Raw genomic sequence first — 24,592 nt, forward strand, 5'->3', positions numbered from 1 at the left:
GTCAAGGCTCGTACTCCTCCGTCCGACGACGATGGTCGCGGGGCGGCGGCAGGTGAGTCCATCTCACGATTCCACACACCGGAACCTCGCCGCTTCGACCTTGGAACAGGCATGCCAACGTGGCCTTGGCAAGGGCTGTCACCGACCCCTACCACGCTCACCGCACCGTGGAACCGACGAGTTGGGGGTCTCCCGTCCATCGGCCCAGGACATCTACCGACGCCTCGAAGCACCACAAGCCACCGAGATCCAACGACTACTGAAACGCACACAACCCACAACCCACGCTGCCCAGCACAAATGAATGAGAACCCGCCGACCGTCAGATTGTCGGTGACGGCCGCGAACCGGTCGTCGCGCGGCGCGGCGGTGGAGGCCACAGGTCCTCCAGTTCGATGATCAGGTTGCCGGTCTCGTCGACCAGGGCGGAAGACGCCTCACCGATCGGGCCCCAGCGTTCCCGAACACTTCGCCCGGGCCGGCCCGCTCCTGCAAACCGGGGAACTCGATCGGGTAATCGGCCGGTACGGCAAGATGTCCTGGTCAACCTGACGACGACGGAACGAACCAGGAGTACCGGTGCGACGCAAGCCGCTGCATGAAGTACGCGACGCCAACTTGCGACGTGCGATCACCGCTCGCGCCAGGGAAAACGACCCCTCGCTGCACTACGAGTCCCTCGTAGTGCAGCGAGGAAATTCCCGTCAGGTGATCGGCTTTCCGCCCGTCGATTGTGGGCCCGGAGCCCCGGCCACGGCAGCCCAGTGGGCACGCGCACTGCGCTTGCGCCCGTCCGGAGGAAAACATGCCGCGGACGTAACCTACCGGGGGATCATCGACGGCTGCGAGGTCGTCATCTACTCCAGTTTCGAAGGCATCAGGCTCGGCAAAGGGAAGACGGCCGCGGGCTGGCTTCGAGCTCCTCGGCCGGAAAGCCGGAACAACTTTCCCGTCGTCGTCGCCAGGCGTGCCTCCCTGCTGGACGAGACGCACATCATCCCGATGATCCAGACCCCGACCGGAAAACACGCCGCAGCGGACTCCCTGCGCCCGTCGACCGGCACGCGGCGACCGTTGGACGGGTGCTTTCGCGGAGATCTGCTGGCCTGAACGCACCGAGTTCCGCACCTGCTGAGCCCGGACGGATTCAGCGGGCGCTGGCCGAGCGGCTGCACCCAGTCCACGCGGCGACGTCCGCACGCATTGGCGGCCGCGTTCGAACGCGCGGGAATCGTCCTCATTTCGCGGAAACAGGCCAGTAAACGCGGTTGGATCAACAAGGCGGACCGATTGAGCGATTTCCTGCAAGCCGCGTCCGACTAACTGCGGCCGACGAGGCCTCGACCCTCCTAGAATGCACCACGCGAGAGTTTTGCTCGTGTCGGAAATGCGGTACCAAATCAGCTCAGACCGCGTTTCCCGAGAGTGCGGAACAGCCGGGTCTTGGCCTCGGCCTCTTGGAGCATCCAGTACGCGCGATCGCGCCAGACAGCTGCCGAGACAGCGACGCCCATGCCAGTGAATCGGCCCTGGCCGCAGGCGGAGCTGGTCCGGGCCAGTCGCAGGCCTTCGCGCCGTCAGCGCTGAAGCCGGTCTTCCCACCAGTCGTGCAGGGGGTCGTTCCGGCGAGCAACATAACGAGCCCTGTCCCGGACATCTCTGAGCATCGCACCTGTTTCCTCGGGCGGAAGCCCGGCTGCAGCTTCGAAGTCCCTGAGGAGGTCCGGGGTGCCGACTGGCTCGGCCAGACCTAAGCTCTTCATGACGCGACGGGCTTTCCGATCATCGGTCGCGGCGGAAATGGACCGATGGTGCGCAGTCGCGGCGGTCGCTGCTTCGCCGTCGTCGACGTCCGCCGCCAGTTCGACGTACATGTCGTATTCCGCCTCGATCAGCCAGAGAACCTCGGCCACCAGGGCTTGCCCGCCTCCGCCGTGCGCGCGCCGCACGATCGGCAGGTCGCCGGCGAGTTCGATGCTGCCGCATTCCTTCGCGGCCGGTACCACCATGAGGTACTTGAGCTCGAGCACCTCCTCGATGTCGCGTGAGCGTCCGGTGGCCGCGAGGTTGATCGCGATGCAAGAGTCGAGCAACAGCGAAGACGGCACGATCACTCCACGCCGTCGAGGAGGTCGAGCACCTGCATCTCTCCGTCGTCCCCTACATCCGTGGTGGAGGTCAAGCGCTCGAACTCCTCACGCGCGCCGACGATGTCGGTCCCGAGATACCGGGCGAACTGCGACTCGGTGATGTCTCCGTCGACGAACAGCTGCGTCGCAAGCGTGCGGTAGTGATACGGCAGCCGGGAGCCGTTGTCGGGAAGGTTCGGCAACCGCAGTCGCTCCGCCGCGGCTCGCGGCTGGAAGTTGTTGTCCTTCAGCCGATCCCAGGTCGCCGGGCGCACCAGCGCAAGGTCTTCCAGGCGAAGGCAGAGCGCTTGAGCCGATACCCGGTAGGCGTGCGCGAGCTGGACGATGGTCGCCGGAGTCGGCTTTCCTCCGTTGTCCCGGCTGAGTTCGTGGAAACGACGGGTAATGCCGTTGCGGGGCATCAAAAAGTTCCCGGCGAAGGCCTCGGCGAACCGTTCCGTGTCCGGGATCCTGCCCCGTGCGCCGATCGGGGTGACTTCGCTGCGGTCGCGCGAGGAGAGGTAGTGGGCGTATTCGTGCGCCATCGTCCATCGCCGTCGTTCGGCTGGGTGGTTGCGGTTGACACCGACGCAACCGCCGAGCGGATCGACGTAGATGAACAGCCCGGCGATCTTCGAGGGCAGGTCGAGGAAGAACACCCGGAGCCCGACTTCGACTTCGAGCATCTCCCGGAGCTGCTGGATCGGCCCGTCGCCGAGCCCGAGCCGGTTGCGTTCCTCCGTCGCGAGGTCCTCGCCGGCACGGTCGGGCGCGAGATAGTCCAGCGATCTGCTCGCGGGCTGTCGGCCGGGCAGTCTCGATCCGGATCGCCGCAGCAGATCGACGTAGTTGTCGGCCAGTTCCTCCAGCTCGGACACGGCGGTCTCGAGCTGTTCGCTCTTGTCGGGCCCGGTGGTGAACGCCGTACGGAACTTGGCTCGGATCGACGCCGGCGGCGCGGTCGGGCGCAGCAGGGTGGCGACGTCGCGCCCATAGGCGTTCGCGAGTTTGACCAGTTCCGGCGGACTGACCGACCGGGTGCCCTTTTCCATCGCGATGAGTGTCGGCCTGCTCACGCCCAGCTCGGCTGCCGCCTGTGCCTGGGTGAGGTTCGCCGCCTCGCGGGCACCCCGAATCCGCGAGGCGAGCGCCTGGGCCGATTCGGTCTGTTCCATCGTCTTTCCCGTCGTCACGAAGCCAATTCCTGCCCGCTGAACCAGTCTCCGACCGGCACGTCCATCGAGGCCAAAACCTTAGGCCACTCGCAGACGTAGGCGCCGAACAGCCTCAGCAGACGGTCCCGGGGCACGAACTCCGCAGCTCCGGCGATCTCCGGGAACTCCTCCACGAAGCCGCTCCACGGATCCTGCTCGGCCAGCCGCGACTCGATCCGGGAAGCCTGCCACAGCATCGCGGCCAGCTCCGGCGTCGTCCGGTCCGGAATCCGCCGGAATCGCTTCCCCTCGTCGAGTTTCGGATACCGCGAAGCTGTCACCGCCTGCCGCCGCAGCAAGCACGAGGTGCAGGTGCCGCAGGGCGGATGCCCGCTGATCCGGGACGCGAATCCCGTGTCGCAGGACACGCTGCACGCGATAGCGTGCTCGTATTCCGGTGGCACAGCCGACACCGCCTCGGCCTTGGTCAGGCCGAGCAACGGCGTTTCCACTGCGAAATCCTGACCGGTGAGGGTCCCGGCCAGCCGGGCCATCGCCTGCACCGTCCGCGGATGCGCGGACCGCGTCGCCTGCGATCCGACCTGGGACCGCAAGTAGGGCAGGTTGATCGCGCCGATCCCGTTCTCGAGGAACCACAGCCGTCCCTTTCCGAGCGTGATCGCCACCGCGATGCCCGCGGCGAGAAAGAGCAGACCGCGCGAGCGTTGGGAATTCTCCTGCTTCGCCCCAGGAGCTCGGGTCCTGGACTCGGTGAGGTTGACCCGGAAACTGGCCGCTGGCAGGACCTCGCGGGACACGCCGCGGAGTCGGGACAGGACGCGCTCCTGGACCCCGGCCATGTCGTTGTTCGTGCGCACGCTGACCGGCAGCAGCGGCGGCCCGCCCAGGCGGAGAGCCAGCCCCGCGGACGAGTCGAGGCCGCCGGAGAACAGCACCGGCTCGATGTCGTCCGGCAAGGTGCTCACCAGGTATCCCTGGCCTCCGGTGAGCCTGTCGCGATCCGACTCGCTGAACGAGACGGACCATTCGTCGTCGGTAAGCCATGCGAGCAGTTCCGCCAGGTCGGTCCGCACGGACTCCCAGCGTTCCCGGCAGCGCACCGGGATCGTCAGGTCGATCTGCCGCGCCCAGTTTTCCCCGCGTTCGAACCCCGCGTAGCGCGGTCGGACCACGCTGCGGTCGACGGCGTAAACGGCGGCCGCGACTTCCAGCAAGTCCGCCGCGAGCGGGTCAAGTTGACGGGACAGCACGTCGGGGACGCCTTGTCCGTCCAGCCGAGCGTCCACCCCGAACTCGATGCGTCTCGCCGCCCGGTCAGACGACGAGCGAAAGGCGATAACGCTTCGCGAGACGGCGCTCACAGCTCATCCAAAGCAGTGCCGAGCAGTTCGTCGAGCGGTTTGGCAGCGGTTCTGCGGTTCGGAGCCCTTAGTCCGATGCCGGTCGGATGCGCCAACCACCGGATCGCCAGCTCCTTCATAGGGGTGGAGTCAACCACCCTGCGCAGCGCAGTCTGCAGTTCCCCCGCCGTGAAGTGCCCCTTGCCGACAAGAGCAGGCACGTCGTGGTCGATGCCAGCCGCCACGATCCGGCCGATCATCTGGCGCGCCAGCAGCTGAGCGGCCTGGGCCGGAGAGACCAACTGCATCGAGTTCTGCAACCGGACCGCAAGTGCCTGGATCGAATCCGACAGCATCCGGCCGACCACGGTCGCCGACGGCTTGGGGCGGGCCACCACCGCAGAGTCGACGGCGACGGCTGCGAACACCTGTTGCGCAGCCGCTGCGAAGTCAGGCACCCCGCCGGACGCTCGGATGGTCTTGGCGACAGCGGAAGCTGCGCTGTCTTCGATCTCGATGTCCGATGCGCCCGACTTCAGCAGGTTGGCAAGTTTGCGCCACTTCGCTGCCGCGTGCCAGGCGATGTAGTCACCATCAGGCACGTGCACCTCCCTGACTTATTGACATCTATAGTCGCTCAAGCTCGCAATAGATGTCAATAAGTAATCTGTGAAACGTGGGCTCGCCAGCCACGATGACTCGTCCGCCCAAAACTGCCGGTCTAAGGTCGTACAGTCCGCAACGACCCGAACTGACAAAGAAGGCGCTGTTCGCCTTCAGTCTTGTCCGTTGCTACGCACGCGGCCGCCCCGAGCAGGTCATGAAGATGAACGGCGAGTCCCCGTCGTCACGGTCCAGATTGCCCACATCCGCGCCGCGAGACCGGACGGACCACGCTACGACGACGCGATGACCGACGACGATCGCCGCGTGTTTCGCTCATGGCGCACAGCACCAGGATCGCCACATCTTCGGAGCCATCGAATCGCGAACGCAGCACCAGCCGCGCAGATACTCGCGCTAACAGCATGTTTCGCAATCTCACGATCACAGTACGTGATCATGGACCCACCGTGCCGTCACTCCGTCAACCGCCCGCCCACACGCCACGAACCAGCCGGTCATCACCCATGAGTATGTTTCCGGCATTCACAACGTCGGCGCGGCGGCACACCTTGAAACCCGCGCTGGCGAGACTCAGGTCGGTCACCTTCGCGGACCCCGTGACCTTCTTCGTAGTTCCTGATCAAGGAGCCGTGGTCACTAGGCCCGGCATGACTAACGCCCCCAGTCGCACGCATGATCCGGGGGTGGCGTCACCGGGTCTGGTGGCATCGACGGACCGCTGAATAGGGACACGGCCACCAGCTTGGTAGACCTCGACGTAACGTGGGTGCCGGCCATCGATGCCCAACCCGGTGACCACGTCGCGGCGAACAAACGGCATGGTGGATGCGCAGCAGTTTTGAGGTCTTTCTCGGCCTGGGCACCGGCAAGGACGCCCACCACGCGGTCGGTCTCGACCCGGACGGGAAGCGGCTGCATGACGGACCGCTGCCCAACACCGAACGCAAGCTGCGGGCCTGTTCGACCAGCTGGCCCAGCACGGTCCGCTGCTGGCCGTGGTCGACCAGCCGGCCACGGTCGGGGCGCTGCCGGTCACGGTCGCCCGCGCCGCCGGCCACCAGGTCGCCTACCTGCCCGGCCTGGCGATGCGCCGCATCGCGGACCTCTACCCCGGCCGAGCCAAAACCGATGCCCGAGACCCGTTCATCATCGCCGACGCCGCTCGCTCCCCTGCCTCACACCCTGCGCCAGGTCGACGTGGGCGACGAGGCCCTGGCCGAACTGGACGTGCCGGTACAGCCAGACGGCGCGGGTTCGGCAAGCAAGACGAGAAACGTGCACAAGAGGAACCAGCGGTAAAGCCCTGTAGACGTCGAACCAGCTCCAACCTGGTGGATATGGGCTGGACAGCAGCGCGTGGCGAGCCGCCTGGCTCGTCAACTCCGAAGCCGGACAAGGTCGTCGGCGGGGAGGCCACGGTGAAAGCCTGCGGCGTAGTCGTGGCGATGCTGTCGGGGCAGCAGCTGGGCACCTCCCTCGACGATCGGTCACAGAGTGAACGTGGGAACCATCCCCGGCCTCCCTGCCGTCCGGATCTCCGAAGGCAAGAACCACAACGCCGCCCTCATCTGCCTCGCCCGCCGCCGCTGCGACGTCCTCTACTCCATGCTCCGCAACGGCACCCACTACCGACACCCCGAGCCAGCTCCCACCGCAGCCGCGGCTTGACAACCACACAGGACCCCCGGGGAATAAGAAGCGAAGTCAGACCTTCAAGGAATTCGTTCCTGTCATATTACTGATTGCGCTTGTCGCGCTGAATAGGTTTCCCAAACGGCAACGCTTTCCTCGCACGACCAGCAGATCAGCCGATCAGCAGCCCCGCGCAGACTGCTCTCACAGAACCCAAATAATAGGCGAACATAAATAATGTCCATTATGCCGGCTGGCCGACTATGAAACGTTCTTCCTTCTACGCCACTGCGTCGATACCACGAGAGCTCCTAACGCGGCCAATCCTATCCAATACACATAGCCCACGTTGTGCGCTGAAGCTGTCAAGAACAAAGCACCGCCAGCGAAGCCGCCCAGGGACTCGCCGGCCGTTGTCGCTACCTGGCGCATGTTGAAAACCTCGACGGCTGGCCGGTCGCCGGTCAGATCGCCGAACACGGTGCTGATCATCGGCGAGATGACCGCTTCCGCTATCGAGAACAGCACGACAGCCGCGAACGCTCCGACGAGCGTCTCCCCGGTTGCCGCCATCACGGCGAACGACACCGCGAACAAACCCACTCCGGCAAGCAGGAACCCAAACGGCCGAACTCCCGCAGCGAGCCTTCGCCGGGCGTAGGCGCTGAAGGGGATCAGGAGCACCACGACCAGGACCGCGTTGGTCACGAACGCGGCAGCGCGCACCGCCGAGGACTCGGTCAGCTGCGTGAATTTCAAGGCCACAGCGGAAAAAAACTGCCCATAGAGAAACAGCCCGGCAGCGACGACCAGCGAGATCCGTCGTACCACCGGGTCGGTCATGACGACCTTCAGGATGCCCATCCGCAATGGCGGGCGGACCGCGTCGTCACCCGGACGCAAGTCAGCCGGGACCGTGGCGAACGCGACCACCGCGGCCACCGCGTACAAACCGGCAACCAGCAGAAGCAACGGCGTGAGGTACTGCCCGCCCAGCAACAGGTTGCCGATCAAAGGCCCCAACGCCGCGGCGACGTTGGCGGCCGTCTGGATAGCCGAGAAAACGGTGTTGCGGGCGCCGGAGGTGCTCAGGCGCATCACCACATACACCCTCGCCATCAGGCCGTTGACACTGATGCCGATCCCGGCCACCAGGAGGCAGACCAGCACACCTGCCGTGCCAGGCGCGACAGGCAGCGCGACGAAACCGGCCGCGGCCACTAGTAGCCCGGCCGTCATGCTGTCCCGGACCCGGGACCGGTGCAGCATCCCGCCGCAGAACAGGGAAGCACCGCGGATCGCAGCGTTGAAAGCGAACAACGCCACGCCGATGAACCACGCGCTCAGCCCGCCGCCGAGCCGGCCCAGCAGGACCGGTAGAACAGGCAAGATAGTGTAGCAGCCGAGCTGTGCCAGCAGGTGCTGCGTAACGATCTGCGCGCTTACTCGGCGAATGACGCCGCGGTCTTCGAGTGCGGCTTCACTCACCTGTTCGTCTCCTGTCCGAAGTAGAGCGTATCCCACTTGCCCTCCGGCCGGCCGTCGTCGTCGGTGACGACCAGCTGGCCCGCCTTCTTGACGAACGGGCAGAGATGCGCGGGGATCAGGTCGACGACCTCTCCGGCCCGAGCCTCGGTGAACGGCGTGCCGTCCGCACGGACGGCCACGATCTCGGGCGCCCAGTCCTGAGAAGCGTCGGCCAACAGCTCGTCAGCATCAGTACGGATCGCGCCGTCGGCGACGTCGAGCACGGTGGCGCGGACCGAGACCGCCACATCCTCGAGCGTGCACAACCCTGCCTCCGCCGACCCCGAGTCCCATAGGGCGTAGGCGCCGCCGCAGACCTCGGTCACCCCCGGAACGTCCAGCACCGCGAGCGCGTTCGGCGTGCCTCCGACCGCGACGGTCGGGCACGTCATGCCGTCCGCCCGCACCTCTCCCGCGACCTCGACCAGCGTGCGTGCCATCGCGCGGCCGCATTCGTCCCAGTTCCGAACCTCGTCATCGGTGGCCGGGCCCCAGTAACCGGTGACACCGTCCAGATGCACCCCTGGGGTGGTCTCGACCAATCGCGCCAGGTCGAGAACTCGCTCCGGAGCGATTCCCCGGTCGTCGAAGTGCACGTCGATCCGCAAGGCCAGATCGGTGCCCGCCGCAGTGCACAACACGCCCAGTTGCCGGACCGCATCGGGATCTCCGACATGCGCGGAAACTGTCGCACCGCGCGCATCAGCGAAAGCAGAAAAATCGGCAAAGAACGACCAACGCTCTGGTGATATCAACGGCCAAGCAAGCACAATATCCGTTATGCCCGAGGCGAGGTAACGACGCGCTTCCGCCGTCGTGTGCACGGCGATTCCAGACGCGCCGGCAGCTTCCTGGAACCGCGCGAGCTCGACCGTCCGATGGCCCTTCACATGGGCACGCAATGCGACCGAAGAGCACTTGAACCGGGCGTGATACCTCTCGATATTGCGCTCGACCACAGGCCTGCTGACGAACACGACAGGACTCACGAAGACACCATCATCGATTGTTTAAGATGGCGGGTACGGCCGATCGGCCGTACCCGCCATGACATCAAAGGCTCTTGCAGCGCGTGCTCTTGCACTTACGCATAATGAAACACCCCCCTCCCCAGGCGCTGTTTCGCAGCAGGAAGGAATCTAACATCAAGGATCGCCGTCAGCAAGGACTATGATTCACTCCACTGTCGACAAGTTCTGGTTGACGTGCCTCTTGACGGTAGCTATATTCCCGGTTTCGACAGGGGAGAATTGCGGCTCGATAGCTTTGCGCTCAACAAGCCGAGCCGTTTGCACAAGGGGGGAATTGTGAGTACCGCCGACAAGGTGATAGTCAACCTGTGCCCGACCGGGATGGTGCCGCGCAGGGCGAAGGTGCCAGCTGTGCCGATCACGCCCGAGGAAATCGCCGCCGACGTGCGGCGCTGCAGGGACGCGGGTGCTGCCATGGTGCACCTGCATGCCCGGGACGACAACGAAGAGCCGACCTGGCACCCTGAACGATTCGCCGAGATATGCGATGCGGTCGCGTCCGTAGCGCCCGATCTTGTGCTCGTGGTGACTACAAGCGGGCGCAATTGGTCGGAACTGGACAAACGGAGCGCCTCAGTTCGCATCGGCGGCCCGGCCAAGCCGGAAATGGCTTCGCTGACGCTGGGGTCGATGAACTTCGCGAGCGGCCCGTCGGTGAACAGCCCCGAAACCATCGCCGGCCTGGCCGCGGCCATGCGCGAGCACAACGTCGTGCCCGAACTGGAGATCTTCGACGTCGGCATGGCGAACTACGCCAACTTCCTGATCGAGCGAGGCATCCTGACCGGGCCGCACTACTGCAACATCCTACTCGGTTCGCGGGGCACCGCCGACGTGAGCGCGGCCAACGCCGCCGCGATCTTGGCAAGCCTGCCCACGGACACGACCTGGGCCTTCGCCGGAATCGGCCGCTCTCAGCTCGCGGCGAACACCCTCGCGCTGAGTCTCGGCGGGCACGTGCGGGTCGGCCTCGAGGACAATCCTTACTACGACTGGGCCGACCGCAGTCCCGCCACCAACCCGCGCCTCGTGGAACGCGTGGTGCGCATCGCCGCGGAACTCGGCCGGGAACCGATGACTCCCGAAGAAGCTCGCAAAACTATCGGACTTCCGTCTGTGGACCGGGCGATCGCATGAGAGTCGTGCTGCGCGACCGTCGTCAATGGGGCGCGGCGATGGTGACGACCGGCAGCTCTCTGGCCACCATCGCCGGGCTCGACGTGCTGCGCGACGGGGGAAACGCCTTCGACGCGGCGGTCACGGTCTCAGCCGTGATGACCGTGGCCATGCCGATGGCGTGCGGGCCTGGCGGCGACGGGGTCGCGGTGCTGCACCGGGCTGGCTCGGCCGACGCGGTGGCGCTCACGGCGCTGGGCCGGGCACCCTCGGGAGCGAGCGTCGAGGCGTACGCCGGACGTGGGCTGAAAACCGTGCCTGAGACCGGCATTTTATCGGTTTCGACACCGGGTTTGATGGACGGCTGGCTCGCCGTCTACCGCGAGTTCGGCTCGCTGCCGATGAGCAGGCTGCTCGCGCCAGCGATCGATTTCGCTGAACGCGGCGTCCCGGTGACAGAGCAATTCCACCGGTGGACGAAGGACAATCTCGAGTCTGTCGAGGACACTCAGCTGCGCACGCGCTACGAACCCGCGGCGGCAGAAGGCGCGGTCGGCTCCGCTCTGCGGCAGCCAGGCCTCGCGGCGCTGTACGCTTTGATCGCGAAGCACGCGGACGAGCCCGCGGCCCTGCGCGTCCTGCTGGCGGAAGCCATCGCAGACGTCAGCGACCGTCTCGACGGGTTCGTCACACGCGACGACTGCCTGCGGGACAACGCGTCGCTGAACTCCGCGCTGACACTGCGGTTCGCCGGGCATACCGTCGCCACCACCGCGGCCCCGACCCAGGGGCCTCTGCTGCTGCAAAATCTGGCTCTCTACGAACGGCTCGCCGCCGAGCACCGGTCGGACTCGCCGACCGGGATGCACGTGCTGGCCGAGATCGCCAACCAGACCTACGGCTGGCGTCTGCGGCACTTGGGCGACCCGGACTTCATGAAGCTGCCGAACCCCCTGTCCGAGCCCGTGCTGTCCGAACTGGCCGCCGGGGTCGACCCGCGACGACGCGGCGCGTCAGTCTGCGCCGGGCACTACCACCAGGGCGACACCACACACTTCGCGGTCCTGGACGCCGAGGGCAACGGCGTCAGCTGGGTGCAAAGTCTAGGACTGGCATTCGGCTCCGGGGCCGGAGTTCCCGAGCTGGGCCTCTTCCTCGGCGACCGGCTCGGCCGCAGTTCCACTCTCGGACCTGGCGAGCCGAACCGCACCGCACCGGGCAAACGCCCGGTCAACACCATCCTGCCGTGGAGCATCAGCGGGCCTGGCGGTCTGCGCTGGCTCGGCGGAACGCCAGGCGGCGACGGCCAGACGCAGTGGAACGCCCAGACCGTGCTGGCGCTGCTGCACGACGGCGATACCTCGCTGCAGGCTCTCAGCCGGCCGCAGTGGACCTACTATCCGGGGTGCGACAAGGTCGAAGCCGACGTCGAACCACACTTGCGCATCGACGATGCCATGCCGGGCAAGGTCGTCGAGGCGTTGGCCGACCGCGGTCATCCTGTTGTGGTCAAAGCCAGCGTCGGCGGGGTCAAGCGCCTCGTCGAACGGGGCAACGGGTTCGCCTGCGGCTTGGACGACGGCAGGCAAGAAGGCCTGACTGCCAGCTGGTGACGGGCGGTCCGCGTCGGTCGCCGACGCGGACCGCCCCGCGCTCACGACTTCCGGATCTCCGCTACCAAGCTGGTCGCCAGGTTCGCGCGCTCGGCCATGCTGGCAACGAACAGGTACTCGTGGTCAGCGTGGGCACCGCCGCCGACGGCTCCGAGACCGTCCAGGGTAGGCACTCCCATCGCCGCGGTGAAGTTGCCGTCGCTCCCGCCTCCGACCGCGACGCCCTCGATGCCGGGCAGCAGCCCGCGAGCAATCGAGAGAAGCCGCGATGCCGCGGACTCGGGCATCGGCGGGCGTCCGATACCGCCGCGCACCTCGATCGAGGCTTCCCCGGCAACCGGCTTCAAAGCGGCGAACGCGGCTTCGATCCGATCCCTCTCCCCTGTGCTCGCGACCCGGACGTCGACCACGATCGTGGCCTCAGCAGGCACGACGTTGCTCTGGGTGCCGGAGGAAGCGATGGTCGGGGTTACCGTGGTGCCCGCCTCGGGGCGGCTCAGCTCCTCGATGCGCAGTACTTGACGGGCAGCTTCGACCAAGGCGTTGACCCCGGCTTCCGGCTCAAGACCGGCATGCGCGGCCCGGCCGGTGACCCGCACCTCGAACGTGCCGCACCCCTTGCGGCCGGTTTTCAGCTCGCCGCCCTCGGCCGCGCCCTCGAACACCAGTACCGCACCGCACGCCCGCGCTCGCTCCTCGATGAGGGCCCGCGAAGTATGCGAGCCGTTTTCCTCGTCACACGTCACCAGGATCTCCACGCCGGTCAGGTCGTCCAGCGCTGCAAGACCGTGAATCGCCTGCACCAGACCGCCGAGCATGTCGAAGACCCCTGGGCCGGTCACCCGTCCGTCCTCGACCGCGAACGGGCGGCGGGCCAAGGTCCCGTGCGGGAAGACCGTGTCGTGGTGCCCGACGATCAGCACCCGCGGCTCTCCTCCGCCCGACCAGTGGACGTGCGGACCAGCCTCGCCTTCGACGAAAACCGCTTGTCCGCCGAGACGAGTCTCGATGATCCCGGCGACCACCGCGGCCGAGCGGGTCAAAGCCTCTACGTCGCCCGACGGCGACTCGACTTCCACGAGGATCTTGAGGTCGTCGAGCATCGATTCGACGGAAACCGGGACGGCGGTGTGCGTGATCATGCGCTGACGATAACTCCCATGTCCGCAGAGCCCTTCTGTGCGTTGGTAATCAGTCCGCTGTCCCCGTGCGGAACGAGCCGGGGAAGCTGGCGACCAGGTGCCGTGCGCACAACGACGCGACGACGGCGTACCCGGTCTGCCAGCATCCCTTTGTCGGAGCGGCCGAATGCCAGGAACGCGACATTCTGATCGGCATGCTGCGCGTCCAGCCCGAACGTCCGCCGTCGGCGGAGGCCTTGCTGCCGGAACAGAGATGTCAGGCGAACGCCACGAACACCTCCCGCAGACCGGAGAACGGCAGCCGACCGTGCATCACGGCCCGATTGTCCACCAGCAGCACGTCGCCGGTCTCCCAGTTCACCGGTACCGTGCAGTCGATCAGCGTCCGGCTGACCACGTCGGCATACGAGGCCGGGATCTCTGTGCCGTCGCCGAAGATCGCGCCGTACCCGAACCGCGTCCGCCAGAGGTCCATGTTCGTGACGTCCGGGGTGACGCTCTCGTCCTTGCGCCAAATGTGCGCTTGATTGAACCACGCCTCCCTGCCGTCAGAGCCGACCGGCAACGTTCCCGGCGTGCGATTCGTGGTGAGCAAGCCGGTTTCAGTCCACTCGGCGGAGGTGTAATTCGCCTCGCACAGCGTCATGACCTCGTCCCGCGCTCCGGTCTCGAACGTCTCGGGCCAGGATTTGATCCCGCTCGGGTCACCGCTCTCATTCGGCAGGTGCTGGATATAGGTGACGCCCTTGGTGCGGAAAGCTTCCCGGATTTCCTCCGGCAGAGCCAGATACACCCGGTGCCCGTCGATGATCGTGGTCGCGCCGCCTTCGTCCGCTGGCCTGCCGCAGCCGAAACAGAGCGTCGTCGGGTGCCAAGGCGCGTAGGAGAGCTCGTTGTGCGCGCGAAGCAACCGGGACGGACTCGGTCCCGCTGCGTTGTAGACGAAGCCCTTCTCCGCCTGCCGAGGCGAGTCGCCGCCCCGATACGGCGCGAGTTCGCCCAGCAGGCCCTTGGCAACGCGTTCGAAGTCGTCGACGGTGCGGACTTCGAAGCCGCGAAACAGCACCGAACCTGTTGTGTCGAGTAGTTCCCGGGTGATGGCCCGCTGCTCCGCGGTCAGGCTCGCGAGGCTTTCGACCGGGTTTGCCGAGTTCCCCTGCCGGCAGGCCATCGCGGGGAAGCCGTCCCGGAAGGTGATCGAGTCGAGCATGCCAGCAGTGGTCATGAAATCCGTCCGTAGTCGTCGTGGGCGCTCAGCGCGCCCTCCAGAGCGGTCAAAAAGGTCTCGTCGGTCAGGTCGTCCTGGGCCAGCGACAACGTCACGAAGCCGGACTTGCCGATGTACACGCCACGCTCGATCAGCTCGTGGAAGAGCAGCCGCACCCGGCGCCGGTCGGCACCGGCGAGGTCCGCGGCGCGGCTGACCGCCCGGTCGACCGGGTGGATGCTGATCAGCGAGCCCCAGCCGGTGGCTTGGAACCCCTTGGTGCGCAACAGTTCGTTAGCCTGTTTGCGCAACCGTTCACCTCGGTGGAACAGCTCGTCGAGACGTTCGGCGGTGAGCACTTCGTTCAGCATGGCCAAGGCCGCGGCCATGCTGAACCGGTTGTTGTTGAACGTTCCCGAGTGGTCGAAGTGGGGTTCGTTCGCGCGATCGAGCATGCGCATGATCCCGTTCCTGCCTCCGACGACGCCGAAGCCGAATCCGCCGCCGAGGTACTTCCCGGCGGTGGTCAGGTCCGGCGTGATCCCCAGCACGGCCTGCGCGCCGCCGAGCGCCGTCCGGGACGTCTGCACCTCGTCGAAAACAAGCGGGACACCGTACTCGTCGCACAAGTTCCGCACCCCGCGCAGGAAAGCCGGGTCTCCCGGGATCCGGCCGCCTGAGCCGAGCATCGGCTCGACCAGCACACAGGCGAACCGCCCCTGGCGAGACTCGAAGGCCGTCGCTACTGATTCGAGGTCGTTGTAGTCGCACACCACGGACTCGAAGGGGACGTTGAGCGATTCCCCGTCGCGGCTGAAGCTCAAGAAACCGCCGTGGTATCCGCCGTCGAACGCCAGCACCGCGGCGTGTCCCGACGCCTTGGCGGCCAGCGACACCGCCACCAGATTGGCCTCGGTGCCCGAACTCGTGAAACGTACGAGGTCCATCGACGGGTACCGCTCGCACAGCAAGCGGGCCACCTGGGCTTCCTCGGGAGCCACCGCGCCGAACGACCACCCGCCCGCGAGTACGGTCTCGATCGCCTCGCGCACCTCTGCCGGGTTGTGGCCGGCAAGCCCGACGCTGTAGTCGCCCAGGTAGTCGAGGTACTCGTGCCCGTCGACATCCGTCAGCCGACAGCCCGTCGCGGAGGCGACGGCGAACGGGAACGGTGCGAAGTCAAGCACGGACCGCGTGGTCCCGGACGGCAGATACGCGGCCGCACCAGCATGCAACCTCGCGCTCTCCGGCCGTTTCAGCGCATAGCGCGCGTATGCCGCTTCCAGCGCGTCATCCAGCACTCAGCATCCTTTCTTCGTGGACCAGCGGGCCAGGCATGCAAGACCAGGGCAGCCGCCGAAGGACGTTCGCGGAGGTGCCGTCGCCGCCGACCACTTGAAGCGCGTGCGGCGACACCAGAAGCGAGCGCAGGAAAGGCATATCCGCACGGATTTCCGCCAATTGCGGGAGATATCCGTCCAGGTCGGCTTGGGCGACGCCGAGGTCGAGGGCGGTCCGGGCCACCTCCGTCTCGTATCGCTCGGTGACCGGCAGTGTCACGCCTGCGACGTCCGCGAGCCAGCGAATCGTCCTCAGTCCCGGCAGGTCTTCGCGCACCAGCCGCGACTGCCGCAACTCAGCCAAGGACGCGCACGAGGTCGACCGGTAGATTTCCCGGCACGACTGCATCATTTCGTAGAAGTCGGACCGATGGGGCAGCCCGTACTGGCGTTCAATGATGCGCGGAAACGTCTCCGTCTTCACCCCGTAGGCACGCGCCAGATCGACGCGCTCTTGGTCGAGCGCCGCCAGCAGCGGAGCCAGCTCCCGGTCGATCCCGTCGGTGTAGTGCAGGTACCGACGGCCGGCGCGGGTCTTGACCAGGTTCCGGCTGTGGAACGCCACTCCGACGTGGATGATATAGCCGAGCGGATCGAAAAGCAGTCCGATGCCCGGCCGCACCGCGACATCCGGCCATGACTGCTTGCCAATCTCCGCGCCGAGCGGGAACAGCGCCCGTACCCGCTCCGCCGCGCTCTCCGGAGTCCTCGAGTACACGGACACGTTCACTGAAAACTTGCGTTTGTACGCGATGTGCGCGCCCGAGACACGAGTACCGTAGAACGCGTCCTCGACCAGGACAACCGACGCGTTTCGCAGCTGCGGCGTACGGCGCACCCAGTCGGCGACCACGGGCTGCCCGCCCTGTCCGGCGCGGACGAACGTGATCACCTTGCCCGCCAGGCGGCCGAGCCCGGCGATGCGATCCATCAACTCCAGTCGCAGCGCCGGGATGTCCGGCACGGTGACGACGATGTGCTCGGCCCGATCGAGGAGGACGTCGGCATCTTCGCCGTAGAGCGAACCGAAATGCCCAGCCCGCAGTTCGACCGAGTCCTGCCTGCCGTCCAGGAGATTGGTCCGGGTGAGCGAGCCGAACACCCGCTGGCCGGAGCCTCTCCGCACGAACAGCAGCGTGGGCCGGAAGCCGTGGGATTTCTGCGTGGATACGAGATCGGTGAGCAGGGTCAGGCCGACGTGCCCGCCGCCGATCACGACGATGTCCGGCATCTCGCTCAGTGCTCGAGCGAGATCATCGTGCGGCCGTGGTGTTCCACGACGCTGTCGGGCACGACGTACGAACGCAGCAAGAGCCTCTGGCATGCCCCCGAGTCGATCGGGTCGCGTCCGTGGAGGCAGTAGTCGTTCGGGATGATCAGTGCCTCGCCCTTGCGCACGGCGTGCCCGCGAATCCGGCCGACGGCCAGGGCGGCTTCGTGCAACTGCTGGTGCGCCGCGCCGGCGGCCGCACGCTGCTCGGCGTCCAAATGAGCCGCAGGCGTGAAGGCGGAGAAATTGAGCCGGACTACAGTTTTGCCATCGATGTCCGCTAGCAGCGCCATTGTGCGAACGCGTTCGTATTTCCAGCCAAGCGACGAGCCGGAGCGGGCTTCGAAAACCGGCGAACGCAGGATATCGGCGACGTCGGCACCGAGCCGTTCCACGACTTCGGCGGCAGGCGCGAGCAAGGTACGCGGCACGGCTCCTTCCGCGACATGCGGGACCAGGACCAGAGTCCTCGGCCGGCAGACGTCGCTCGCCCAGGCGAGGTCGTTGTGCATGGCCAGCAGATCGGTGCCCGCGCTCTTTTCTTTGGACAGCTCGGTCGGCCGGATGTCAGTGATATAGGATCCGTTGTAGTCGCTGTAGGCAACGCAGTTTCCGACCGACTGGCCGATCAGCAGCGCGAGGATCTTGCTGCGCTCGACGTCGTCGAACTGCGGCAGACCCGTCACGAGAACTGGCTGGCCCACGACTGAATCACGGAATTCGCGGATCCGGTCGAGCAGAGTGCCCGCATAGTCCCGCAAGAAACTCAGGTAACGGTATTCCGTCTGGCCGGGGCAGTTTTCACCCACCTTGTGCACGATGTTCGCAACCAGCGCGCATTCGGCGTCGTCGAGTGCGATCCGGGCGGTCGGCCCTGTTTCCAGCATGACTCAATCCTTTGTGAGGCGGTGAGATTTTTTGCGCACGAAGACACCCGGGGAGCACTTCCCCAGGCATGACTGACGATCAGAATCGGGCGATGCGGGCCGGTGCCGGAGCTGCGCCCCCTCGGCGAACAGCTCCGGCACCGCTTTCTGTCAAGGGCGCGACGGTGTTCCGGCGGATTCTCCGCAGCGGGACGCGAGCTGCACTGTCATACCGAACCTCCCCTTTCGGCTGGGTCGTCCGCTTGACTTCTCCGTCCGTGTGGCCATGGACGGCGGTCTCGTCGAGCGCCCTGAGCGACTATAAGCACGAGACGGATCGCAATGCAACTGTCAGTTGATTTTCCGTCTTGACGTGAACTGTCCGTTGCCTGCACGATGGAGGCACGGGCCTGGACGGTCCCGACGCAGCAGGAGGTAGAGAGTGCCTGGCGAAGGCGACACACAGAACCCGGGCACCCCAGCGGAGGATCAGGCGCCGGTCCTGAGCGAGCGGCTCGACCAGCTGTTCCGGATGAATCGCACCGCAGGGAAGAAGCTGACGAACAATGCGGTCGCCGAAGAAATACGTGAGCGGCACCCCGGTCTCCGGGTGAGCGGTGCCTATTTGTCAGCGTTGCGCGCGGGCAAGCGGGTCAACCCCTCGCCAGAACTGCTGGTGGCACTCGCGGAGTACTTCGGCGTCACGCCCGGCTACTTCCTCGACCGCGACGAATCCGACCGGATCGCCGAGCAGCTGGAAATGCTCGAAGGGATGCGCGACGCCGGCATCCGGGGCATCGCCATGCGGGCCATCGGGCTCTCGAGCGAGAACCTCGAAGCCGTCACTTCCGTTCTCGACCAGGTACGGAAGCTCCAAGGCCTCCCCCCAGTCGACGAGGAGGCCGGAGATGATCCGACGGGACAGAAGTGAACCGCGGCGGCCGCGCGATTTTCGCAGGCTGCGCCGTCAGGCCCGTACGCTGGTGAATTCGCTCCGCCTGCCGGATCCCTGCGATGTCCTGACCTTGCGCGACAAGGTCAGCTCAGACCGGAATCGACCGATCCGGCTCGTTCCGCTCGACATGCACGGATCCGGCCTGAGCGGCTTGTGGCTCGAAACCGACGAAGCCGACTTGGTCGTCTACGAAGCGACAGCCGGGGTTCAGCACCGCAACCACATCATCGCCCACGAGTTCTCCCACATGCTCTGCGGGCACATCAGCACCGACGCGATGACGGACCAGGCGGCCAAGCTGCTGTTTCCCGATCTCGACCCGGCCCTTGTCCGCCGGATGCTGGGCCGCGGCGGGTACGCCGACAGCGACGAGCAAGAGGCGGAGATCGTCGCGACGATCTTGCTGGAGCGGCTCGGCCGCAGTGATCCCGGCCCGCCCGGCGAGCTTCCCTCGGCCGAAGCCGACGTGCTCGCCCGGATCTCGAAGTCCTTGCGCAGGATCTGACGCGAAGGGGATATGCGTTGGACGACATCGAGAACTGGACGTTCTTGGCCTGCGCCGTGAGCTGCCTGGCGGCGTGCGTCCACCTGGCGATTGGCCTGCGCGCCAACCGGCAGGACCGCGCGCTGCTGATGCTGACCGCGGCGTTCGGGGCCAAGACCGCTTCGCTGACCCTCGCGGCCCCTGGCATCGCCGCGATCGTCGACCAGCTGACCGGCATCCCTGACCTCACCGCGCTCGGCGTGCACGTCTTTGGCGGCGTCGCCTGCAGCACAGGAATGCTCGTGGCACTGAGCTACTGGACCTACCCGCCGAAGCAGGCCCGCCGGCGCGCGATCGTCTGGCTCGCCGTCTCCGCGGTGATGGCCGGCACCTTGGTCAGCCTGTGGCTGGCCGCGGAGCACGTCGTCTCCAGCCGATCAGGAAACTACCTGCTGGACAACATGGGACAGCCCGAGGTCGCCGTCTACCTGGTGCTCTACACCGTCGCCTTCGCTGCCGGACTGCTCGAGATCCTGCTCCTGTGCTTGCGCTACGCCCGTGTGGCACCGGGTGCCTGGCTGCGCCGAGGGCTGAGGATCACCGCCGTCGGAGCGACCGTCTACCTGCTCTACTGTGCCCATCGCCTGATCGGGGTGACTGCTCTTTATCTTCACGTGGACCTTCCCGACATCGAGTTCGTCACGCCGCTGTGCATCGGTGCCGGCGTTCCGCTGCTGATCATCGGATTGACCCTGCCGTCGTGGGAATCGAAGCTCTCGGCTGCCTCGACGTGGCTGCGCGACTACCGCAGCTATCAAGCGCTTTACCCGCTGTGGCGCGATCTTTACGAACGCGTCCCCTTCATCGCGCTCGATCCGCCGACCTCTCGGCTGGCGGACCGCCTCCGCTTCCGGGAAATCGGCTACCACCTCTGCCGCCGGGTCGTCGAAATCAACGACGGACGGCTCGTCCTCGGCGCGGAGGAGGAACCTCGGGCGTCCGGCCGCACCGATCTGGCCGACGAAGTGCAGTGGCTGGTCCGGATGTCGCGCCAGTCCCGGATTGCCTGAAACCACCCGCCTTAAGGATGTTCACGTGAAGACCGTCGGACCACGACGCGCTGTTTCGCGCGCCGCGTTCCGTTCCTTCGCGGCCATTGAACGCGTCGGGAACAAACTCCCGGATCCGTTCTGGCTGTTCTGGCTCCTGGCCGTCGGGGTCATCGTGCTCAGTGCTGTGCTGGCAGCGGCGGGATTCAGCGCGGTCCAGGAATCGACGGGAAAAACCATCGCGGTCCGGAACCTGCTCAGCACGGACGGCCTCGCGGTTATGCTCGACGGCGCGGTCAAAAACTTGGCGAACTTCCCGCCGCTGCCGACGATCATCGTGGTGATGCTCGGCATCTCGGTGGCCGATCGCAGCGGATTCGTCACGGCGCTCCTGCGTCGAATGGTGGCCAAGGTCTCGGGACGGTGGCTGACCTTCGCGCTGTCACTGACCGCGATGGTCGGCCACATCGCAGGAGACGCGGCCTACGTGACTCTCATTCCCATCGGCGCGATGGCTTTCCGGGCCGCAAATCGCAGCCCCGTCCTGGGCTGCGTGGTGGCTTTCGTCTCCATCTCGGCAGGCTACGACGCGTCCCCGTCGCTGACCACCACCGATGCCCTGCTCTCCGGCATCACCACCGCGGCGGCGCAGACGGTGGACCCGCATCACATCGTCACCCCGGTGGCGAACTACTTCTTCGGTCTCGCTTCGTCGGTGCTGGTCGCAGTGACCATCACCGTGGTCGTGGAAGCCGTCCTGGCGCGACGGCCGGATCTGGAGGTCGACGAGCCCAGCGCCGGAGACCTCGAGGAGATCGCGCCGCCCGCGCGCGAACGCCGCGCGCTGCGTGTCACCGGCATAGTCGCCGTCGTATTCGTCGCGGGCCTGGTCGTGGCGATGGTTCCCTCCGGGTCTCCGCTGCGCGGCTCCGGCGGAGGAGTGGTGAACTCGCCGCTGTTCACGGGGATGGCCCCTGCGCTGGGTTTGTTCTTCGCCGTGCTCGGCGTGGTCCACGGCACCATCGCAGGAACGTTCGCCGGCGCACGGGACGTCGTCGCAGCGATGACCGACGGAGTCCGTTCGCTGGCACCGACGCTGGTGCTGTTCTTCGCGATCTCCCAGTTCCTGGCCTATTTCAAGTGGACGAACATCGGCGACATTCTCGCGGTCAGCGGTGCCGAGGCGCTGCGGGGCCTCCGGACGCAGGGCTGGCTCGTGCTCGTGGGCGTCGCCGTCCTGATCACAGTGCTGAACTTGCTCATCACCAGCGGGTCGGCGCTGTGGTCGCTCGTCGCACCGATCTTCGTGCCGATGCTCATGCTTATCGGGATAGCCCCGGAGGCTACCCAGGCCATTTACCGGGTAGCCGACTCAGCGACCAACTGCGTCACGCCGATGAGCCCCTACTTTGCCATGGCGTTGAGGTTCATCCAGACTTACCGCAAATCGGCGGGCATCGGCACGTTGGCCTCGTTCACGGTCCCGCTCGCAGGGACCGTCTGGACCGTGTGGATCGCCTTCTTCATCGCGTGGTACCTGCTGGGCATCCCGTTCGGCCCCGGTGCGTGAGGTCGGGCGGCGGTAACGACACCGATCCGGTCGTCGGCTCCTGTCCCCGGAGGCGACGACCGGATCTGCTCGACGAAGTCCGTCACTCCCCGCGGAAGGTCTCGGTGATCTGAGCGTGGCTCCCGGACCGGACTGCCCGCAAGCGTCCGGCATTCCACTGCCGGAAGCTCTGGTCGTCGCCGGGCACGCCGGCTACCGCCGAAACACTCACCCCAGCCAGAGGTCTGGCAGCGGCGCCCCGGAGCATCCGGCCGGTATAGGTGCTCCGGCCGAAATGAATCCGGTCCAGGCCATGTTCGACAGCATATCGAACCGGCTCGTAGATTGTCACGTTGAAATATTCGAAAGCGTTCACCGCTGCGTCGTAGTCAAGACCGAACTGGCGAATGTAGAGCGCTTTCTCCCATTCGAATGCCAGACACACGCCCAGTACCACTTCACCTCTTCTCATCACGAACAGGCGACTGTATGAATCGACTTCATCCACGAGTATCTGCAGATAACGGGCGCGCGCCTCGATCGGCGAACTGTCGCCGTACTTCCGCTGGAGGTTGGAAAACAGGACAAGCGAGGCATCCAGGCACCCGCTGAGCGGCTCCACGGTCACGGTGTAGCCCGCGGCTTCGAACGTGCTTCGCTCCCGGCGAACCACAGTAGCCCGCTTCCCCAGGTGCCGAAGGTAGTCGTCCCAGGAATTCCAGGCAACCGCTATTTCACAGTCCACACCACACAGAATCGACGGCTCGTACCGGTCGAGGCCGGCAAGCTGCCTGCTGCCGTTCTCATTCAGGTACAACGCGGCGACACTGGGCGAGGCCGTTTCGCGTCGCACAGATTCCGCCCCGCCGAGAAGCTCCAGCAGAACGTTTTTCTCCGCATCGGCAGGCAGATCGTTCGCAAGCAGAAACTCCGCGGAGAACGCGGAGTTCTGTCCGAGCACGAGAGCAGGAGACCAATCCTCGTCCCGAAACAATCCCCCGGAAGCTCCCAGGAACCGACGGTGCACGTCGTAGGGACCGCCTCGCGCGACCGGCTTCTGGTCGTAAACGGGCAGCAGGCCCAGGAGGGAACCGTCGTCGTCCTCGCTCATCAGGTAGCGAACCTGATCGCCGCGAAGGCGTTCGACCGACAGAAGCCATGGCTGGCTGACGTAGAAGGACCTGCCGACGGTGAGCCGCTGGATCCGGGACTCGTCCACCTGCGCGATCGAGTCCGTCGTGCTTATTCTCGCCATCTCTCGCACCCTCGCAGTCCGCTGTGAATATGCCAGTCAGTTTCCGCCGCGTTCACTCGTACTCGATGACGAACTCGTCCTGCAGCCTGGCGACCAGAGCAGTGAGGTCCGCGGCGGACGGAACCGTGCAATAAGCGATTGCCGACCCCGTAGTTGAATAGCGCTTGCTCGCGAACTTGTCCCCCGCTGCGATCTTCAGCTGAAAATCGTCGATCTCGGGCCACTCCTCAAACGCCGCGACATCGGGTACCCGTTTCACCACGCCCGGTTCCACCGGGAACATGACCCAGGCATGCACCTTGCCGGTCGCTCTCGGATACCAGTTGCGCTTTTCGTTCAAGGAGGCCGCGGTGTAGTGGTCCCAGGTGTCGAAACCATAGGCGGTCCTGAGCATGTGAGGGACCCCGCCGCCGCCCGGACGGCAGGCAATCTCGCCAACGACGAAACCGTCCGGGCTGCGGAACACCTCGAGATGGGTGACCGAGTCGCGTAGTCCCATGACCTTCACGACGTCGGCGTGCAGCCGTCGCAGCGCCGCCGCGTCCGGATCCTCGTGAGGAAGCGTGCAGGAACCGAAGACTTTGCCGATGGAGCGCAGCGGCGGGGTCAGGTACTTCGCGACCGCGGTGAAAACCACTCGTCCGTCCTGGACCAATCCGTCACAATGGTACTCCTCGTCGAACGGCACGTAGTCCTCGACGAGGAAGGGCGGCTCGGAGGCAACCGAAAGCGGCCCGTCGGGCAACGCGATCGCCGCCGCGTCGAACTCGTTCGCGATGACATGCACGTCAGCAGCTCCATCGCACCACGATGGTTTGACCACCGCTGGAAAACCATGGGCAGCGATCGTCGCGGGCAGTGCGGATGCCCGGTAGACCAGCGTGCTGCCGGCCACTGGGATGCCTCCGCGCCGCAGCCGCGCCTTCATCGCGCTCTTGTCGCAGAACGCGTGAGCGACCTCGAAGGAGATGCCGGGAAGTCCGAAGTACGAACGGAGATAGCCAGCCGCCGGGATCGATGTTTCTCCCGGGGCGAGCACCGCGTCGAACTTGCGACGGTCCCAGAGTTCGAGCGCGGCCACGCGCACCTCGTCCAGGTTCTGCACATTTGAAACGTGAATCACGTCGTCGATACCGCAGTAGAGCTCCGCGCAATCCGGCTCGGTGATCACTGCCGCCCGCAGGCGACGGTCGTCGAGTACGCGCTCGACGAGCTCGAGGCGGCGGCGGTTCACTATCAGGACGTCTCGAACAGGCTGCGGAATGGTTTCCGTCATCTTTTCCTC

At 66.1% G+C, this 24,592-nt stretch carries 20 protein-coding genes and 2 pseudogenes; 9 read left to right on the plus strand and 13 right to left on the minus strand.

The features are described 5' to 3' along the window. The first annotated feature begins 579 nt into the window (after window positions 1-579). On the plus strand, window positions 580-1,110 hold the full coding sequence (locus SSMG_RS25750; protein ID WP_009080836.1) for a hypothetical protein: 531 nt from the start codon (window positions 580-582) through the stop codon (window positions 1,108-1,110). Between the two features lie 467 nt (window positions 1,111-1,577). Here SSMG_RS25750 and SSMG_RS42620 read toward each other — a convergent pair whose 3' ends face one another. The 4 genes from SSMG_RS42620 to SSMG_RS25770 form a co-directional block, all read right to left on the minus strand. Then, window positions 1,578-2,108, minus strand: coding sequence for a hypothetical protein (locus SSMG_RS42620; RefSeq protein ID WP_158688090.1), 531 nt, complete (start codon window positions 2,106-2,108; stop codon window positions 1,578-1,580). A gap of 2 nt (window positions 2,109-2,110) precedes the next feature. After that, window positions 2,111-3,322, minus strand: a complete 1,212-nt coding sequence (locus SSMG_RS25760; RefSeq protein ID WP_009080839.1) for an ImmA/IrrE family metallo-endopeptidase — start codon at window positions 3,320-3,322, stop codon at window positions 2,111-2,113. Then, complete coding sequence (locus tag SSMG_RS25765; protein ID WP_050788281.1) at window positions 3,319-4,590, minus strand: 7-cyano-7-deazaguanine synthase; 1,272 nt, start codon at window positions 4,588-4,590, stop codon at window positions 3,319-3,321. The genes SSMG_RS25760 and SSMG_RS25765 overlap by 4 nt, the downstream gene beginning before the upstream one ends. Window positions 4,591-4,661: 71 nt before the next feature. Beyond that, window positions 4,662-5,246 carry a hypothetical protein gene (locus SSMG_RS25770; protein ID WP_037714869.1) on the minus strand — a complete coding sequence of 195 codons (585 nt, stop codon included), beginning with the start codon at window positions 5,244-5,246 and terminating at the stop codon, window positions 4,662-4,664. 850 nt (window positions 5,247-6,096) lie between these two features. On the opposite strand from SSMG_RS25770, the pseudogene SSMG_RS43800 reads away from it, so the two are divergent. Next, window positions 6,097-6,501: pseudogene (locus SSMG_RS43800) on the plus strand (IS110 family transposase); the annotation flags it as partial. Window positions 6,502-6,804: 303 nt separating this feature from the next. Then, window positions 6,805-6,939, plus strand: a pseudogene (locus SSMG_RS44910) (IS110 family transposase); the annotation flags it as partial. A gap of 225 nt (window positions 6,940-7,164) precedes the next feature. Here the strand turns inward: SSMG_RS44910 and SSMG_RS25775 are convergent. Both SSMG_RS25775 and SSMG_RS42625 read right to left on the minus strand, forming a co-directional pair. Continuing rightward, window positions 7,165-8,391, minus strand: a complete 1,227-nt coding sequence (locus SSMG_RS25775; RefSeq protein WP_037714872.1) for an MFS transporter — start codon at window positions 8,389-8,391, stop codon at window positions 7,165-7,167. Beyond that, a complete protein-coding gene (locus SSMG_RS42625) occupies window positions 8,388-9,407 on the minus strand; it encodes an alanine racemase (RefSeq protein WP_158688091.1) in 1,020 nt (339 codons plus the stop codon). The genes SSMG_RS25775 and SSMG_RS42625 overlap by 4 nt, the downstream gene beginning before the upstream one ends. A gap of 228 nt (window positions 9,408-9,635) precedes the next feature. Between SSMG_RS42625 and SSMG_RS25785 the strand changes: the two genes are divergently transcribed. Beyond that, the gene (locus tag SSMG_RS25785; protein WP_286156975.1) at window positions 9,636-10,598 is read left to right on the plus strand and encodes a 3-keto-5-aminohexanoate cleavage protein; all 963 of its coding nucleotides are present in this window, start codon (window positions 9,636-9,638) and stop codon (window positions 10,596-10,598) included. After that, window positions 10,595-12,190, plus strand: coding sequence for a gamma-glutamyltransferase family protein (locus SSMG_RS25790; RefSeq protein WP_009080852.1), 1,596 nt, complete (start codon window positions 10,595-10,597; stop codon window positions 12,188-12,190). Before SSMG_RS25785 ends, SSMG_RS25790 begins: the two co-directional genes overlap by 4 nt. Before the next feature lie 41 nt (window positions 12,191-12,231). Here the strand turns inward: SSMG_RS25790 and SSMG_RS25795 are convergent, their stop codons facing one another. The 5 genes from SSMG_RS25795 to SSMG_RS25815 all read right to left on the minus strand — a co-directional run bounded on the left by SSMG_RS25795 (window position 12,232) and on the right by SSMG_RS25815 (window position 18,036). Further along, window positions 12,232-13,332, minus strand: a complete 1,101-nt coding sequence (locus SSMG_RS25795) for a M20 family metallopeptidase (RefSeq protein WP_009080854.1) — start codon at window positions 13,330-13,332, stop codon at window positions 12,232-12,234. A gap of 256 nt (window positions 13,333-13,588) precedes the next feature. Beyond that, window positions 13,589-14,557, minus strand: a complete 969-nt coding sequence (locus tag SSMG_RS25800) for a TauD/TfdA family dioxygenase (protein WP_009080855.1) — start codon at window positions 14,555-14,557, stop codon at window positions 13,589-13,591. Next, window positions 14,554-15,840 (minus strand): aspartate aminotransferase family protein, encoded by a 1,287-nt coding sequence (locus tag SSMG_RS25805; RefSeq protein ID WP_009080857.1) that lies wholly within the window; start codon window positions 15,838-15,840, stop codon window positions 14,554-14,556. Before SSMG_RS25805 ends, SSMG_RS25800 begins: the two co-directional genes overlap by 4 nt. Next, window positions 15,830-17,110, minus strand: a complete 1,281-nt coding sequence (locus SSMG_RS25810; protein WP_037714877.1) for an NAD/NADP octopine/nopaline dehydrogenase family protein — start codon at window positions 17,108-17,110, stop codon at window positions 15,830-15,832. Before SSMG_RS25810 ends, SSMG_RS25805 begins: the two co-directional genes overlap by 11 nt. 5 nt (window positions 17,111-17,115) lie before the next feature. Next, a complete protein-coding gene (locus SSMG_RS25815) occupies window positions 17,116-18,036 on the minus strand; it encodes a hypothetical protein (protein ID WP_009080859.1) in 921 nt (306 codons plus the stop codon). A 421-nt stretch (window positions 18,037-18,457) separates the two neighbouring features. Between SSMG_RS25815 and SSMG_RS25820 the strand changes: the two genes are divergently transcribed. From SSMG_RS25820 to SSMG_RS25835, 4 genes are read left to right on the plus strand one after another with little or no spacing between them, the layout of a single operon-like run. Beyond that, the gene (locus tag SSMG_RS25820) at window positions 18,458-18,946 is read left to right on the plus strand and encodes a helix-turn-helix domain-containing protein (RefSeq protein WP_009080861.1); all 489 of its coding nucleotides are present in this window, start codon (window positions 18,458-18,460) and stop codon (window positions 18,944-18,946) included. Window positions 18,947-18,998: 52 nt separating this feature from the next. Beyond that, window positions 18,999-19,475: a hypothetical protein gene (locus SSMG_RS25825; RefSeq protein WP_050788283.1), complete on the plus strand. Its 477-nt coding sequence runs from the start codon at window positions 18,999-19,001 to the stop codon at window positions 19,473-19,475. 17 nt (window positions 19,476-19,492) lie between these two features. Next, window positions 19,493-20,524: an MAB_1171c family putative transporter gene (locus tag SSMG_RS25830; protein WP_009080865.1), complete on the plus strand. Its 1,032-nt coding sequence runs from the start codon at window positions 19,493-19,495 to the stop codon at window positions 20,522-20,524. Window positions 20,525-20,549: 25 nt separating this feature from the next. Next, window positions 20,550-22,073, plus strand: a complete 1,524-nt coding sequence (locus tag SSMG_RS25835) for an AbgT family transporter (RefSeq protein ID WP_037714882.1) — start codon at window positions 20,550-20,552, stop codon at window positions 22,071-22,073. Window positions 22,074-22,155: 82 nt separating this feature from the next. Here SSMG_RS25835 and SSMG_RS25840 read toward each other — a convergent pair whose 3' ends face one another. Then, a complete protein-coding gene (locus SSMG_RS25840) occupies window positions 22,156-23,307 on the minus strand; it encodes a GNAT family N-acetyltransferase (protein ID WP_009080867.1) in 1,152 nt (383 codons plus the stop codon). A gap of 52 nt (window positions 23,308-23,359) precedes the next feature. Continuing rightward, window positions 23,360-24,583 (minus strand): acetyl-CoA carboxylase biotin carboxylase subunit family protein, encoded by a 1,224-nt coding sequence (locus SSMG_RS25845; protein WP_158688092.1) that lies wholly within the window; start codon window positions 24,581-24,583, stop codon window positions 23,360-23,362. Window positions 24,584-24,592: the final 9 nt, after the last annotated feature.

The organism is Streptomyces sp. AA4 (genome assembly GCF_000158875.1).
Classification (GTDB): Bacteria; Actinomycetota; Actinomycetes; order Mycobacteriales; family Pseudonocardiaceae; genus Amycolatopsis.

Excerpts from the sequence above, each read along its gene's own strand:
- SSMG_RS25790 (WP_009080852.1), top strand. The coding sequence starts at position 10,595 with ATGAGAGTCGTGCTGCGCGACCGTCGTCAATGGGGCGCGGCGATGGTG.
- SSMG_RS25795 (WP_009080854.1), bottom strand. The coding sequence starts at position 13,332 with ATGATCACGCACACCGCCGTCCCGGTTTCCGTCGAATCGATGCTCGAC.
- SSMG_RS25800 (WP_009080855.1), bottom strand. The coding sequence starts at position 14,557 with ATGACCACTGCTGGCATGCTCGACTCGATCACCTTCCGGGACGGCTTC.
- SSMG_RS25810 (WP_037714877.1), bottom strand. The coding sequence starts at position 17,110 with ATGCCGGACATCGTCGTGATCGGCGGCGGGCACGTCGGCCTGACCCTG.
- SSMG_RS25815 (WP_009080859.1), bottom strand. The coding sequence starts at position 18,036 with ATGCTGGAAACAGGGCCGACCGCCCGGATCGCACTCGACGACGCCGAA.
- SSMG_RS25840 (WP_009080867.1), bottom strand. The coding sequence starts at position 23,307 with ATGGCGAGAATAAGCACGACGGACTCGATCGCGCAGGTGGACGAGTCC.
- SSMG_RS25845 (WP_158688092.1), bottom strand. The coding sequence starts at position 24,583 with ATGACGGAAACCATTCCGCAGCCTGTTCGAGACGTCCTGATAGTGAAC.